Origin of the sequence: Streptacidiphilus cavernicola, assembly GCF_042510955.1 — a bacterium.
GTDB lineage: Bacteria > Actinomycetota > Actinomycetes > Streptomycetales > Streptomycetaceae > Streptacidiphilus > Streptacidiphilus cavernicola.
Genome location: NZ_JBHFAB010000005.1, coordinates 166977 through 180956 on the forward strand (window position 1 = coordinate 166977; position 13980 = coordinate 180956).

The 13980-nt window shown below is 70.7% G+C and carries 13 protein-coding genes and 2 riboswitches; of the genes, 7 read left to right on the top strand and 6 right to left on the bottom strand.

Translation table 11 applies throughout. The features are described 5' to 3' along the window. Positions 1-96 precede the first annotated feature (96 nt). From qcrB to ctaE, 4 genes are all read right to left on the bottom strand, one after another. The gene (gene qcrB, locus ACEZDE_RS08930; protein WP_380534279.1) at positions 97-1782 is read right to left on the bottom strand and encodes a cytochrome bc1 complex cytochrome b subunit; all 1686 of its coding nucleotides are present in this window, start codon (positions 1780-1782) and stop codon (positions 97-99) included. A gap of 2 nt (positions 1783-1784) precedes the next feature. Continuing rightward, a complete protein-coding gene (gene qcrA / locus ACEZDE_RS08935) occupies positions 1785-2852 on the bottom strand; it encodes a cytochrome bc1 complex Rieske iron-sulfur subunit (protein WP_380534281.1) in 1068 nt (355 codons plus the stop codon). Beyond that, entirely contained in the window at positions 2849-3661 is an 813-nt protein-coding gene (gene qcrC / locus ACEZDE_RS08940) for a cytochrome bc1 complex diheme cytochrome c subunit (protein ID WP_380534563.1), read from the bottom strand. The genes qcrA and qcrC overlap by 4 nt, the downstream gene beginning before the upstream one ends. A gap of 115 nt (positions 3662-3776) precedes the next feature. Further along, a complete protein-coding gene (gene ctaE, locus ACEZDE_RS08945) occupies positions 3777-4397 on the bottom strand; it encodes an aa3-type cytochrome oxidase subunit III (RefSeq protein ID WP_380534283.1) in 621 nt (206 codons plus the stop codon). A gap of 318 nt (positions 4398-4715) precedes the next feature. On the opposite strand from ctaE, the gene ACEZDE_RS08950 reads away from it, so the two are divergent. From ACEZDE_RS08950 to ACEZDE_RS08960, 3 genes are all read left to right on the top strand, one after another. Next, complete coding sequence (locus ACEZDE_RS08950; RefSeq protein WP_380534285.1) at positions 4716-5129, top strand: hypothetical protein; 414 nt, start codon at positions 4716-4718, stop codon at positions 5127-5129. A 76-nt stretch (positions 5130-5205) separates the two neighbouring features. Then, positions 5206-6276: an anthranilate phosphoribosyltransferase gene (trpD, locus tag ACEZDE_RS08955; protein WP_380534286.1), complete on the top strand. Its 1071-nt coding sequence runs from the start codon at positions 5206-5208 to the stop codon at positions 6274-6276. A gap of 58 nt (positions 6277-6334) precedes the next feature. Beyond that, positions 6335-6453: riboswitch (SAM riboswitch) on the top strand. Positions 6454-6505: 52 nt separating this feature from the next. Further along, positions 6506-7873 (top strand): aminotransferase class V-fold PLP-dependent enzyme, encoded by a 1368-nt coding sequence (locus ACEZDE_RS08960; RefSeq protein ID WP_380534288.1) that lies wholly within the window; start codon positions 6506-6508, stop codon positions 7871-7873. A gap of 33 nt (positions 7874-7906) precedes the next feature. On the opposite strand, the gene ACEZDE_RS08965 is transcribed toward ACEZDE_RS08960, so the two are convergent. Beyond that, complete coding sequence (locus tag ACEZDE_RS08965; RefSeq protein WP_380534289.1) at positions 7907-8188, bottom strand: Lrp/AsnC family transcriptional regulator; 282 nt, start codon at positions 8186-8188, stop codon at positions 7907-7909. Next, positions 8185-8994, bottom strand: coding sequence for a rhomboid family intramembrane serine protease (locus ACEZDE_RS08970; protein WP_380534291.1), 810 nt, complete (start codon positions 8992-8994; stop codon positions 8185-8187). The genes ACEZDE_RS08965 and ACEZDE_RS08970 overlap by 4 nt, the downstream gene beginning before the upstream one ends. A gap of 136 nt (positions 8995-9130) precedes the next feature. Between ACEZDE_RS08970 and ACEZDE_RS08975 the strand changes: the two genes are divergently transcribed. The 4 genes from ACEZDE_RS08975 to ACEZDE_RS08990 all read left to right on the top strand — a co-directional run bounded on the left by ACEZDE_RS08975 (position 9131) and on the right by ACEZDE_RS08990 (position 13738). Further along, positions 9131-9412, top strand: coding sequence for a hypothetical protein (locus tag ACEZDE_RS08975; protein WP_380534293.1), 282 nt, complete (start codon positions 9131-9133; stop codon positions 9410-9412). Positions 9413-9527: 115 nt separating this feature from the next. After that, positions 9528-11090 carry an NYN domain-containing protein gene (locus ACEZDE_RS08980; RefSeq protein WP_380534295.1) on the top strand — a complete coding sequence of 521 codons (1563 nt, stop codon included), beginning with the start codon at positions 9528-9530 and terminating at the stop codon, positions 11088-11090. 188 nt (positions 11091-11278) lie between these two features. Further along, positions 11279-12283 (top strand): C40 family peptidase, encoded by a 1005-nt coding sequence (locus ACEZDE_RS08985; RefSeq protein ID WP_380534297.1) that lies wholly within the window; start codon positions 11279-11281, stop codon positions 12281-12283. A 240-nt stretch (positions 12284-12523) separates the two neighbouring features. Beyond that, positions 12524-12699, top strand: a riboswitch (cyclic di-AMP (ydaO/yuaA leader). Positions 12700-12757: 58 nt separating this feature from the next. Beyond that, on the top strand, positions 12758-13738 hold the full coding sequence (locus ACEZDE_RS08990; RefSeq protein ID WP_380534299.1) for a C40 family peptidase: 981 nt from the start codon (positions 12758-12760) through the stop codon (positions 13736-13738). Positions 13739-13980 lie beyond the last annotated feature (242 nt).

The following is a 13980-nucleotide window of genomic DNA, read 5'->3' on the forward strand; positions in this document are numbered from 1 at the left end:
GCCCGCTCAGCGGCCCGCGCGGCCCCTCCGCGGCCCGGAGCCCGGAGACGGGCCCCCAGCCTAGGCTGGGGGCCCTTCTCCGGTGGAGCGGGTGGATCAGTGGTGGCCGTGGCCGCTGGTGATCTCCGCGTGCTCCTCCGGGGTCGGCTTGGGGATCTGCGCCGCCTCCCCGAAGTAGCTCTGCGACAGCTTGGCCCTGACCTTGGTCAGCACCGGGATCTTGGCCTTGACGCCGTTCTCGTCCACCGCGGCCGGCAGCTCGATCGGCTTGAACTGGTCGTGCGCGGTGATGGTGTGCAGCGCCGCCGCGTCGAGCGGGGCGTGCACCTCGATGAACTCACCGTGCGGGAGCCGCTTGATGGTGCCCGACTCGCGGCCGTGCAGCACCTTCTCGCGGTCGTTGCGCTGCAGGCCGATGCACCAGCGCTTGGTGATCGTGAAGGCGATCACCGGGCCGACGAAGAAGAGGATCCGGCAGGCCCAGGTGATGGTGTTGATGGACAGGTGGAAGTGCGTGGCGAACAGGTCGTTGCCGCCCGCCACCAGCAGGATGATGTACTCCACGATCCAGGCGACGCCGAACGCGGTGCGCATCGGCGCGTTGCGCGGGCGGTCCAGGATGTGGTGCTCGCGCTTGTCGCCGGTGATCCAGCCCTCCAGGAAGGGGTAGACCGCGATCACGATCATCACCAGGCCGAACACCGTCAGCGGGATGAAGACGCCGAGCACCAGAGTGTGGCCCCAGGCCCGGATCTCCCAGCCCGGCATGATCCGGATCAGCCCCTCGGAGAAGCCCATGTACCAGTCCGGCTGGGCGTCGGTGGACACCTGGTCGGGGCGGTACGGGCCGTAGGCCCAGATCGGGTTGACCGAGGCGACCGCGGAGACCATCGCGATGACGCCGAACACCAGGAAGAAGAACCCGCCGGCCTTGGCCATGTAGATCGGCATCAGCGGCATGCCGACGACGTTCTTCTCGGTCCGGCCGGGGCCCGCGAACTGGGTGTGCTTGTGGTAGAAGACCAGGATCAGGTGGGCCACCAGCAGGCCCAGCATGATGCCCGGGATCAGCAGCACGTGGATCGTGTAGAAGCGCGGGATGATGTCGTTGCCGGGGAACTGGCCCCCGTACAGGAACATCGCGATGTAGGTGCCGACCACCGGGGTCGCCAGGATGGCGCCCTCCATGAAGCGGATACCCGTGCCGGAGAGCAGGTCGTCCGGGAGCGAGTAGCCCATGAAGCCGTCGAACATGCCCAGGAACAGCAGCAGGAAGCCGAACAGCCAGTTGATCTCGCGGGGCTTGCGGAACGCGCCGGTGAAGAAGACGCGCATCATGTGCACCAGCATGGCCGCCACGAAGACGATGGCCGCCCAGTGGTGGATCTGACGGATCAGCAGGCCGCCGCGGACGTCGAAGCTGATGTCCAGCGTCGACTTGTAGGCCTCCGACATCCGGATGCCGTTCAGCGGCACGTAGGAGCCGTGGTAGACGACCTCGCCCATGCTGGGCTGGAAGAACAGCGTCAGGTAGACGCCGGTCAGGATGATGATGATGAAGCTGTAGAGGCAGATCTCGCCCAGCATGAAGGACCAGTGGTCCGGGAAGATCTTCCGCATGTTGGCCTTGGCCAGGCCGTAGATGCCGAGGCGTCCGTCGGCCCAGTCCGCGGCCTTCTCGCCGATGTGGGCCTGCTCGACCCCGGCCTCGCTGTGGCCGATCTGCTCGTGGCCGTCGTGCGCGTCGCCGGCGGAGTGCGGGGTGTCCGCGTGAATGGTCATGGTTAGCTGCGCTCCCAGAAGCCGGGGCCGACGGGCTGGCTGAAGTCGCCGAGTGCCTCGAAGTAGCCCTGGTCGTTCACCGAGACCCGAAGCTGCGGCAGCGGGTGGCCGGCCGGACCGAAGATCACTCGACCGCCGTCGGACAGGTCGAAGGTCGACTGGTGGCACGGGCAGAGGACGTGGTGCGTCTGCTGCTCGTAGAGGCTGATCGGGCAGCCGACGTGGGTGCAGATCTTGGAGAAGACGAGGACGCCCTCGTAGCCCCAGGACGCCGACTTCTTGTCCTTGATGTCGTCGGGCTGCATCCGGACCAGCATCACCGCGGCCTTGGCGATGACTTCCTGGAAGTCCTCGTCGCTCTCCTTCACGCCCTCGGGCATGGCGAAGGTCAGCGAGCCGACGGTGATGTCCGAGGCCTTGATCGGCTCGGTGGTGTTCATGTTGACCAGGAGCTTGCCCTTGGCCCAGTCGGTGCTGTCGAGCTTCTTCTCCGGCAGCGGACCGAGGTCGCGGAACAGCACCACCGCGGACAGCGGGACCATCGCCATGGCGCCGATCATCGTGGTGCGGATCAGCTTGCGACGGCCGAAGCCGCTCTCCTTGGCGCCCTGGCGGAAGTCCGCGAAGACCTGCTCGCGCACCTCGGGGGTGGACTCGATCGGGTGCCGCTCGGCGATGTGCTCCTCGTCCGACATCAGCGTGCGGGCCCAGTGGACCGCGCCGACGCCGATGCCGAGCAGGGAGACGCCCAGGCACATGCCCAGCGCGAAGTTGAGCTTGCTGACGTGCCCGATCGGCCAGATGTAGACCGTGTTGCCCAACTCGGGCCCCGGCTTGAACAGCACGTAGGACGCGATGAAGCCGATCGTGGCGACCATCGACAGCAGGAACCAGAACGCCACCTGGCGCTCGGCCCGGGCCGCGGCCCGCTCGTCGATGTCGGTGCGGCGGGGCTCGTGGTGCGGCAGCCCCGGGTCGGCGAAGGAGGCGCCGACATGGGCGACCTCTCCGCCGTGGGCCCCGTGGGGCACCGGCAGGTTCTCTTCAGACATGTTGTCCTGGCTCGTCATGACTTCTTGGCCTTGGGGGTGCGGGCGGCGATCCAGATCGCGATGCCGATCAGGGCGCCCAGCGCGAAGATCCAGCCGAACAGGCCCTCGGTGACCGGGCCGAGGGCGCCCAGGGTGAGGCCGCCGTAGCTGGGGTTCTTCGCCGGGTTCGTGGTGTGGGTGACGTACGCGATGATGTCCTGCTTGTTCTGCTGGGTCATCGTGCTGTCGGGGAAGTTCGGCATGCTCTGCGGGCCGGTCTGCATGGCCTCGTAGATGTGCTTCGGGCTGACCCCGTCCAGCGGGGGCGCGAACTTGCCCTCGGAGAGGGCACCGCCGGAGCCTGCGAAGTTGTGGCACATCGCGCAGTTGGTCCGGAAGAGCTCTCCGCCGCGGGCCACGTTGCCGGGTGCGTACTGGTCGGCGGTGGGGATCAGCGGGCCGGCGCCGAGCGAGCCGACGAAGGCCGCCATGTGGTCGATGTCGGCCTGCGAGTAGATGACCTTCTTCGCCGGGATCTGGGCTCCGGGCTGCTGGGCCGGCATCCGGCCGGTGCCCACCTGGAAGTCGACGGCGGCCTGGCCGACGCCCACCAGCGTGGGGCCGTCCTTGGTGCCTTCGCCGTTCAGGCCATGGCAGCTGGAACAGCCGACTGCGAACAGCTTCTTGCCCTGCTCGATGGACAGGGACGTGCTGGAGTCCGCCTGCGCACTGCTCGCCGGAGCGAAAGCAGCGTAGATCCCTCCCGTCGCCGCCAGCGCAAAGAGGAGGACGACGATCGCTGCCAGCGGGTGGCGTCGTCGTGAGGAGAGCTGCTTCGGTTGGAAGATCTGGAGCACGGATTAACCCCGGTGTGAGGATCTGGAGCGTCTGGAGTCTGGTTGACCGTCAGGTCGGTCTGCGGGGACCGCCCGGCGGTGAGCCGAGAGGACGGTCCGACCCTGCCTACTTGATCAGATAGATGGTCGCGAAAAGGCCGATCCAGACCACGTCGACGAAGTGCCAGTAGTAGGACACGACGATCGCCGCGGTCGCCTGCTCGTGCGTGAACCGCTTGGCGGCGTACGTCCGGGCCAGGACAAACAGGAACGCGATCAGACCACCCGTCACGTGCATGCCGTGGAAGCCGGTGGTCAGGTAGAACACCGAGCCGTACGGGGAGGAGGACAGGGACAGGCCGTCGTTCCTGACGAGGTCCGTGTACTCGAAGATCTGACCGCCGATGAACATCGCACCCATGATGAAGGTGACGATGAACCAGGCCCTCAGCTTCTTCACGTCGCCGCGCTCGGCGGCGAAGACACCCATCTGGCAGGTGAACGAGGAGAGCACCAGGACGGTGGTGTTCACCGACGCGAAGGGGACGTTGAGGGCGTCGTTGAGGGAATGCCAATAGTGCGTCCCGGTCACCGAGCGGAGCGTGAAGTACATCGCGAAGAGGGCCGCGAAGAACATCAGCTCGGATGCGAGCCAGACGATGGTTCCGACGCTGACCAGGTTCGGCCGGTTGACCGATCCGTGAGCGTGTCCGGTTTCTACTGCAGTTGCTGTCGCCACGACCGTCATTATGTCGGTCGCTTATTCCGTCTTCACTCCGGGGGGTGTTCCTCGGTGTGTCCGCACCGTGACGTACCCTCCGCCGACCGGCGGACCCCTGACGACCAGGCAGGTAGCCCGAATGGCCGGACCGCCCCCGGCCCGTGCCCCGCGCGCGACAGGCCGGGGGGTCCCCCTAAATGGTGAACCGCTCGCGCCCGTACGGCTGCCCAGTGGATCTCCGCGGTACGCACCGGTGCTGCCGGGCCCCCTTCGGGAGTAGCATCCGCGGAAGCGAAGTGACGCCGATCACCTGCACGCCTGACCACCTCCCAGGGGGACACGACGATGGCACTGAACGTCCTGGTCTACAGCGACGACCGCAGCACCCGCGAGCAGGTGCTGCTGGCGCTGGGGAAGAAGCCCGCCGCGGATCTCGCGGAGCTCCAGTACCTGGAGTGCGCCACCTCGCCCGCCGTGGTCAAGGCCCTGGACGCGCACGCCGGGGGCGGCCGTCGGATCGACCTGCTGGTGCTGGACGGCGAGGCCGCCCCGGTCGGCGGGATGGGCCTGTGCCGCCAGCTCAAGGACGAGGTCTACGGCTGCCCGCCGGTGCTGGTGCTGATCGGCCGGCCGCAGGACTCCTGGCTGGCCGCCTGGAGCCGGGCCGACGCCGCGGTCGCCGCGCCGGTCGACCCGGTGGCGCTGGCGGAGACCGCGACCGCCCTGCTGCGCAGCGGAACGGCACATCTCGTCGGTTGAGATCCGGGCTCTCGGCGCCGCCGCCGGTCGCTAGGCTTGGCCTCTTCCCGACCACTCCGGCGAGAGGCCCACGGCCATGGCACACGTGTTTCCTGCGAACGGCGGCGGCGACCCCGTGCAGGCGCGCTCCTGGCCGGACGTCCTGACCGCGCTGCTCGGGGGGGCCGACCTGTCGGCCGCCGAGACCGGCTGGGCGATGCAGCGGATCATGACCGGGGAGGCCACCCCGGCCCAGGTCGCCGCGTTCATGGTGGCGCTGCGGGCCAAGGGCGAGACGGTGGAGGAGATCACCGGCCTGGTCGAGGAGATGTACCGGCACGCCGCGGTGATCGAGGTCCCCGGACGGGCCGTGGACATCGTCGGCACCGGCGGGGACCGGGCCAAGACCGTCAACATCTCCACCATGTCGGCGATCGTGGCGGCCGGGGCCGGCGCCCTGGTGGTCAAGCACGGCAACCGGGCCGCCTCCTCGGCCAGCGGCGCCACCGACGTGCTGGAGCAGCTGGGCGTCAATCTCGGGCTGACCCCGAAGCGGGTGGCCGAGGTCGCCGCGGAGGCCGGCATCAGCTACTGCCCGGCCCCGGTGTTCCACCCCTCGATGCGGCACGCCGGCCCGGCCCGGAGCGAGCTGGGCATCCCCACCTTCTTCAACCTGCTCGGCCCGCTCACCAACCCGGCGCAGGTCCGGGCCAACGCGGTCGGCTGCTTCGACACCCGGATGGCCGGGCTGATCGCCGGGGTGCTGGCCAGGCGCGGCGCGTCGGCGCTGGTCTTCCGCGGCGACGACGGCCTGGACGAGCTCACCGTCACCGGGACCTCCACGGTGTGGCGGGTGCGCGACGGCGAGGTCGAGCGGACCAGCTTCGACCCGCACGACGTCGGCATCGAGTACGCCGGGATCGAGGCGCTGCGCGGCGCCGACTCCGCCTACAACGCCGCGGTGGCCCGCCGGGTGCTGGCCGGGGAGCACGGCCCGGTCCGGGACGCGGTGCTGCTCAACTCGGCCTCGGCGCTGGTCGCCCTGGACCAGACCGCGGCCCCGCTGGCGGAGCAGCTCGCGGCGGCGATGAAGCGGACCGCGGAGTCGATCGACTCGGGCGCCGCGGAGGCGGTGCTGGCCCGCTGGGCTGCGGCGACGCACGCGTAGTTCCAGATACTGGACAGGTGTTCGCTCAAGGGGCGGACCCCTGTCATACTGCTGTCCAGGTCACGAGTGACAGCGTGAAAGCCCCGGCTTGCTGTCCGGCAACCCTCCTTCCGTGGCGGGGTGCTTCCGGGTGACGACCAGGCCCTTCGGCAGACGCCGCGAGGGCAAGCGCGGATCCTCATGACGTTCGGGCGAGCCCCGGGGATCCACTGGATGCCCTGGAGGCGTTATGTCCACGTACCCCGCTGTCGCCGTCTGCGCTCCGCTGCCCGTCCTCGGCCGTGACGTCGAGGTGCCGCTGGTCGGCGGCGAGAAGGTGACCTACGCCGCGCTGGACTACGCCGCCAGCGCCCCGGCGCTGCAGCGGGTCTGGGACGACGTCGCCGCCTACGCCCCGTACTACGGCAGCGTGCACCGCGGGGCCGGGTACCTGTCGCAGCTGTCCACCGACCTGTTCGAGCAGAGCCGGGCCACCGTCGCCGAGTTCCTCGACCTGCGCGACGGCGACCAGGTGGTCTTCACCCGGGCCACCACCGACTCGCTGAACCTGCTGGCGAGCGTGCTCCCGGCGGGCACCCGGGTGTTCGCCTTCGAGACCGAGCACCACGCCTCGCTGCTGCCTTGGCGCCGGGACGACCTCACCGTCGGCTACCTGCGCGCGCCGCGCTCGCCGGAGCAGGCGGTGGCGGCGCTGGAGGAGGCGCTGGCCGGGTCCGGGGACGGGCCGAAGCTGGTGTGCGTGACCGGGGCGTCCAACGTCACCGGGGAGATCTGGCCGGTCCGCGAGCTGGCCGCGGCGGCGCACCGGCACGGCGCCCGGATCGTGCTGGACGCCGCCCAGTTGGCCCCGCACCACCCGGTGTCGGTGCGCGACCTGGACGTGGACTGGGTGGCCTTCTCCGGGCACAAGCTCTACGCCCCCTTCGGCGCGGGCGTGCTGGCCGGGCGCGGTGACTGGCTGGACGCGGCCGAGCCGTACCTGGCCGGCGGCGGGGCCAGCCGTACCGTCGCCCGGGAGCTGGACGGCTCGGTGGCGGTGGAGTGGCAGCAGGGGCCGGCCCGGCACGAGGCGGGGTCGCCCAATGTGATCGGCGCCTACGCGGTCGCCTCGGCCTGCCGGGCGCTGACCGAGGCCGGGTTCGACCGGCTGGTGGACCGCGAGCAGTACCTGATCGAGCGGCTGCGGGCCGGTCTGGCCGGGATTCCGCAGGTGCGGGTGCTGACCCTGTTCGGCGAGGAGCACCCGCGGGTCGGGGTGCTGTCGTTCGTGGTGCGGGACTGGAACAGCTCGCACTTCTCCGCCGCGCTGTCGGCCGAGTACGGCATCGGCGTCCGGGACGGGCTGTTCTGCGCGCACCCGCTGGTGCGGACGCTGCTGGGCGGCGAGACGGCCGCGCCGTCCGAGTGCGGGGCGCCGGAGGCGTCGCTGCCGGGGGAGCGCAGCCTGAACGCGATCCGGGTCAGCTTCGGCGCGGGCACCCCGGACGAGCACGTGGACCGCTTCGTCGCGGCGGTGCGCGAGCTGGTCAGCGACGGCGCGCAGTGGGCCTACCGGACCGAGGGCGGGCGCTGCGTGCCCGACACCCGGCGCCGGTAGGCCAAGGGGGCCTCCGGCGCCTCCGGCGGGCGCTCAGTCGTCCAGGCCGATGGCGAAGGCCGCATCCAGGTCGTGGCGGGAGTAGGTGCGGAAGGCGATGTGGGTCTCGGTGGACTCCACCCCGGGCACCTTGTTGACCTGACCGGGGATCACCTCGGCCAGGTCCTCGTGGGCCCGCACCCGGACCATCGCCACCAGGTCGTGCTGCCCGGTCACCGAGTACACCTCGGTGACGCCCTCGATCGCGGCGATCGTCTCGGCGATCTCGGGGATCCGGTCGACCTGGGTCTTGATGAGCACGATCGCGGTGATCACGGGGGTTCTCCTGAGGGGAGGACGGACGGCTGGGCACGGCCAGGGTATCCACGCCCGCGGCAGTACAGCAGCCAGGCGAACACGAAGCCGCCGGCGAAGCCGATCAGGTGCGCGGTGTAGGCCACTCCGGTGACCGCCGCGGAGGGGGCCCCGACGGAGGCCCACTGGATCGCGAACCACAGCCCCAGCACCACCCAGGCCGGGAAGCGCAGCGGCAGGAACAGCAGGAACGGCAGCAGGCTGGTCACCCGGGCCTTGGGGTAGAGGCAGAGGTACGCGCCGAGCACCCCGGCGATCGCGCCGGAGGCGCCGACCAGGGTCTGCGTGCCGCTGCCGCCCCCGCCGTGCACGGCCAGCAGGGCGTAGCCGTAGGTGGCCAGGTAGCCCAGGCCGAGGTAGCCGAGCAGGTAGCGCAGCCGTCCCATCCGCTCCTCGACCATCGCGCCGAAGACGTAGAGGAACAGCATGTTCCCCAGCAGGTGCAGCCAGCCGCCGTGCACGAACATCGCGGTCAGCACCGACAGCGCCGGGATCTTGGGGAAGCCGTCGCTCGGGGCGGGGCAGCCGGGGGAGGCGACGGCCGGCAGCGGCCGGTTGTCCACCAGTTCGCCGGGGATCACCCCCCAGTGCTGGTAGTAGGCCAGTTCGGCGCAGGCCCGGTCGTTGCCGGAGCCGTAGAGCGGGTCGAGTCCGGAGACCGGGCCGACCAGGAACACCAGGGTGCAGAGCGCGATCAGCGCCCAGGTCGCCACCGGGACGAACGGGGCCGGACAGTCGTCGCTTACCGCGCGTACCGGGTTCACCATGGACTTAGCATTCCTTGCTGGGGCAAATCTGACACCGGCCGGTCGGTCCGTACGGGGGACGGTGTTCCCGCCGGTCAGCGAGGCCCTAGGGTTGACGGCGCAGGAACTTCAGCGGAACGAGCCGAGAGGACCGCCCATGTCAGTCCCGCTTCCCACCGAGGCGACCCGGTGGCGCTGCCAGCTGTGCGGCAACCTGACCCGCTTCGACGTGACCCGTTCCTCGCGGGTGGTGGAGTTCATCCACCTGGACCTGGCGGGGGAGCCCCGGGTGGAGGAGCGGGAGGTGCTGAGCGAGGCCGTGGAGTCGGTGCGGTGCCGCTGGTGCAACGCGGTGGACCAGGTCGAGCTGGTGGACCGTCCGGGCGCGGAGGCCGAGGCGGCTGCGCAGGCCGCGCGGGCGGCAGTGGCCGAGGGTTGACCGGCGGGGCTGATGGCGTGGTGACGAGGTAGGGGGAGGCGCGGCGGGCGAGAATGGCCTTCCGGAGTCTTGAGGCCGGGCGAAGAGGGCCGGGGACCGGATCGGAGCACAGGACATGGTGGAGCGAGACGACAGGCCGAACGACGCCGAGCTCCCCTTCGCCACGCCCGCCGACGCCTCCGAGGCCGAGCCCGCCGCCGCTCCTGAGGCCGACGCCTCCGGGGGCGAGCCCGCCGCCGCTTCTGAGGCCGCGCCTGCCGACCCCGCTGAAGGCGAGTCCGCCGACGTTCCTGAGGGCGAGCCCGCCGACGTGTCTGAAGCCGAGCCCGCCGCCGACGCCGACCCCGCCGCCGTAGGCGGCTCCGCGGAGCGGTTGGGGCGGCCCCTCCCGGAGGGCGTGCGGCGGCGGGTGGTCGGGTTGGCCGCGGACGGGCTGACGGCCGTGCCCGCCGGGGAGCTGCCGCACCGGCTGCGGCCGTATGCCAAGTTCACCCCGGTGCAGCGGGCCCGTCGCGGGGCCACCGCCATCGCCGCCGCGCTGGAGACCGAGCCCGGCTTCCGGTCGCGGATAGCGGAGCGGGTGCGCCTGGGCCAGCCGGACCTGGTCGCGGCGCTGGAGAGCGGCCAGGTCCCGGCCGCCGCCGACCCGCAGGACGTCGCCGCGGTGGCGTACCTGCTGCGTCCGCCGGGCTGGAGCCGCCTGGTCGGCGACGCGGGCGACGAGGTCGAGCGGGCCGAGTCCGAGGGGGCCGCGGCCGAGGCGGCCCGGCTGGTGGAGAAGCTGCAGGCGGAGCTCGCCGCGCTGCGCGAGACCAGCAGGACCGAGGCCGAGCGCGGCCGGGCCGAGCTGGACGAGGTCAAGAAGGAGCGGGACTCGCTCCGCCGCAGGCTGCGCAGCCTGGAGGCGGACACCAAGCGCGCCGAGGCAGCGACCCGCAAGGTCGGGGCCGAGCTGGAGGCGCTGCGCTCGGCCGGCGCGACCGAGCGCGGCGCGGTGGACAGCGAGGTGCGCCGGCTCAAGCACCGGGTGACCGAGGCGGAGGCGGCGCTGGAGACCGCCAGGCGGGCGTCCCGGGAGGGCCGCAGCGCGGAGGAGATGCGGCTGCGGCTGCTGCTGGACGTGGTGCTGCAGGGAACCCAGGGCCTGCAGCGCGAGTTGGGTCTGCCGCCGCTGTCCGGGAGCCGCCCGGCCGACGCGGTGGAGGCGGTGCTGCCGGCCACGGCGTCCCCGCACGACGTGGCCCGGCGCGCGCTGGACGCGGACGACCCGGCGCTGCTGGACCAGTTGCTCGCGCTGCCGCACACCCATCTGCTGGTGGACGGCTACAACGTGACCAAGAGCGGCTATCCGACGCTGCCGCTGGAGAAGCAGCGGGCCCGGCTGCTGAACGGCCTCTCGATGCTGGCCGTGCACAGCCGCGCCGAGGTCACCTGCGTCTTCGACGGCAAGGACCTGGACGCGCCGGTGCCGATGGCGCCGACCCGCGGGGTGCGGGTGCTGTTCAGCCGATCGGGGGAGACCGCCGACGAGTTGATCCGCCGTCTGGTCCGGGCCGAGCCGGAGGGGCGTCCGGTGGTGGTGGTCTCCACCGACCGCGAGGTGGCCGACGGGGTGCGCAAGGCGGGGGCCAGGCCGGTGCCCTCGGCGATGCTGCTGAAGCGGCTGATCCGCACCTGAGTAGCCGCTTCAAACCTCTTACCTGCACCAGACATTGAGGACAATTCCGCCCAGCACCCCCGGCGGGGGCGACAAGTTCACGGATTCATCACTAGTGTCTCCCTTCGAACTTCTGTACCTGGCCTGCCCGAAGGGAACCCGGCTCCGTGGTCTCACACCGTCGTACGAAGCAGCCGAGCCGTGCACGCGTGACGATCCTCACGGCAGCCGCCGCGACCGCGGTGGCGCTCTCGGCGCAGACCGCGGCCAGCGCGGCGCCCACCACGACCGGCCAGGCCAAGGCCGAGGTGAACGCGGACCGCACCGCCGCCGCGGCGGCGTCGGAGAAGTACGACGGCGCGCAGGCCCAGGAGCAGGCGCTGCAGCACCAGGTGAACATCCTCCAGGACGAGATAGCCCGGCAGCAGGCCGTGATCAACACCGAGACCACCACCCTCGGCGCGGTGGCCAGCGCGCAGTACCGGGACGGCTCGGTCGACCCGACGGTGAAGCTGATGCTCTCCGCGAACCCCACCGAGTTCCTGACCCAGGCGTCCTCCGAGAACCAGGTGGACAGCAACCAGGCCGCGCTGATCGCGCAGCTGGTGGCCCAGCAGCACACCCTGGCCGCCGAGAAGGCCCAGGCCGCACAGGAGTTGAAGGCCCAGCAGGCGCTGCTGAAGCAGATGCAGCAGGCCAAGGCCTCCATCAACGCGAAGCTCAAGCACGCCCAGGGCATCCTGGACGCGCTCACCCCGGCCCAGCGGGTGGTGGTGAACGCGCCGGCCGGCGGTGGCGGCTACACCCCGCCGTCGTCCGGCAGCAGCTACATGTCGGTCTCGCAGATCGACCTCTCCGGGATCTCCGCGGCGGCCCGCACCGCGATGCTGGCCGCGATGAGCAAGGTCAACGTCGCCCCGTACGTCCCCGGCGGCTCCGGGCCGAACCAGTTCGACTGCTCGGGCCTGGTGATGTGGGCCTACGCCCAGGCCGGGATCTCGCTGCCGCACTACTCCTACTCGGACGAGACGGTCGGCACCGCGGTGCCGTTCTCGCAGATGCGGGTCGGCGACATCGTGGTGAACGAGAGCGGCGACCACGTCGGCCTCTACGCCGGCAAGGGGATGCTGCTGAGCGCGCCGCGGCCGGGCCTGACCGTGGATATCCAGCCGCTGTCCTACTTCGGCACGATCGTGGCGGTCCGGCGCTTCTGACGCCCCGTCTCGACCATCTGTGACTCACGTCACACGGGCCCCGAAAGCCTCGGGCGTATGTCCGATTTGAGCGCCATGTCGATCTGATGCGGTCATCCAATGACTACGTTCGGTCGTGCAGTTGATGCATCATCGAAACCTAAAAGAGTTTTTACTTACAGGGATTTGAATAGATCACGTTCGGGTCACTAGTGTCATCGATCGAACCACCGCGAAGTCGATCACCCACCAGGGTGGCAGCGGAGGTTTCCGCCGAGTCCGACCGTACGGCCCCCGGCCGTCAGTTCGGAGCCGGGGAACCATGTTTCCTCGGGGTGAATCGACGCCAGGCCGGCCCCCGCCGGTGAAGCGCCGTAGGGCACGTCTTCCAGCCCGAACCCGTCAGCTCACCCGGTAGGCGGCCGTAGGAAGAAGGAGCTCGCCTTCGTGGCGTCCCATCGTCGACCGAAGAGTCCGACCCGTGCACGGATAACCGTGCTCACCGCCGCCGCCGCCACGACCGTCGCGCTCGCCGCGACCGCTACCCAGTCGGCGCAGGCAGCCCCCACCCAGACCACGGCTCAGCTGAAGGCCCAGATCGACAAGCTGAACCAGGACGCCGACGCCGCCGTCCAGAAGTACGACGCGGCCCAGTCCCAGCAGCAGACCCTGCAGAAGCAGGTGACCACCCTGCAGGACCAGGTCGCGCGCCAGCAGGCCTCGGTGACCGCGAAGTCCGCCGTGCTCGGCCAGGTCGCCAGCGCGGAGTACCGCAGCGGGTCGATCGACCCCTCGGTGCAGCTGATGCTCTCCGCGAACCCCACCGAGTACCTCAACCAGGCCTCCACCATGGGCCAGGTCACCGACAGCCAGGCCGCCCTGCTGGACCAGCTCAGGTCCGACCAGAAGACCCTGGACCGGGAGAAGGCCGACGCCGAGGGTAAGCTGAAGCAGCTCGACGCCACCAGCAAGCAGCTCTCCGCCTCCAAGGCCGACGTGCAGAAGAAGCTCGCCGCCGCCAAGGCCAAGCTCGCCTCGCTGACCGCCTCCCAGCGCGCCGCGGTCACCCACGCCGAGAACAGCGGCTCCAGCAGCAGCTACCACCCGGGCTCGGTCAAGGCCGGTTCGGCCGCCGAGGCCACCGCCTTCGCCGCCGCGCAGACCAAGCTGGGCGACCCCTACGTCTACGGCGCGACCGGCCCGAACTCCTTCGACTGCTCCGGTCTGATGCAGTGGGCCTACGCCCAGGCCGGCGTGTCGATCGGCCGCACCACCTACGACCAGGTGGACGTCGGCACCGCGGTCGCCTCCACCGCTGACCTCCAGGTCGGCGACCTGGTCTTCTTCAACAACGACTCGCACGTCGGGATGTACGCCGGCGGCGGCGAGATCCTGCACGCCCCGCACACCGGGACCGTCGTCAAGTACGAGAAGATGAGCGAGATCGGCTCGATCTACGCGATGCGGCACCTGTAGGCCGATAGGCCCGCAGCCACTCAAACGGCCGTACGGGCCCGACCCCTGACGGGGGGTCGGGCCCTTCGCGTTGTCCGGCGCCACCCCCGGCGACATGCCCTTTCGTTCAAATGTGCGTAATTGGTCCGAATATTCGTCATATCAGGGGTTTGGACTCGGTGTGTCCGACTCGCTAACGTCTGCGCTCGGCCCTCCGCGCCGTCGACCGCCCTCCCGGGTGGCACCGGAGGACCGCCGGACAT

What these genes read in the sequence shown, in the direction of transcription:
- qcrB (WP_380534279.1), bottom strand. Translation starts at nt 1,782, where the DNA reads ATGACCATTCACGCGGACACCCCGCACTCCGCCGGCGACGCGCACGAC.
- ACEZDE_RS08970 (WP_380534291.1), bottom strand. Translation starts at nt 8,994, where the DNA reads ATGGTGAACCCGGTACGCGCGGTAAGCGACGACTGTCCGGCCCCGTTC.
- ctaE (WP_380534283.1), bottom strand. Translation starts at nt 4,397, where the DNA reads ATGACGGTCGTGGCGACAGCAACTGCAGTAGAAACCGGACACGCTCAC.
- ACEZDE_RS08975 (WP_380534293.1), top strand. Translation starts at nt 9,131, where the DNA reads ATGTCAGTCCCGCTTCCCACCGAGGCGACCCGGTGGCGCTGCCAGCTG.
- trpD (WP_380534286.1), top strand. Translation starts at nt 5,206, where the DNA reads ATGGCACACGTGTTTCCTGCGAACGGCGGCGGCGACCCCGTGCAGGCG.
- ACEZDE_RS08950 (WP_380534285.1), top strand. Translation starts at nt 4,716, where the DNA reads ATGGCACTGAACGTCCTGGTCTACAGCGACGACCGCAGCACCCGCGAG.
- ACEZDE_RS08980 (WP_380534295.1), top strand. Translation starts at nt 9,528, where the DNA reads ATGGTGGAGCGAGACGACAGGCCGAACGACGCCGAGCTCCCCTTCGCC.
- qcrA (WP_380534281.1), bottom strand. Translation starts at nt 2,852, where the DNA reads ATGACGAGCCAGGACAACATGTCTGAAGAGAACCTGCCGGTGCCCCAC.
- ACEZDE_RS08960 (WP_380534288.1), top strand. Translation starts at nt 6,506, where the DNA reads ATGTCCACGTACCCCGCTGTCGCCGTCTGCGCTCCGCTGCCCGTCCTC.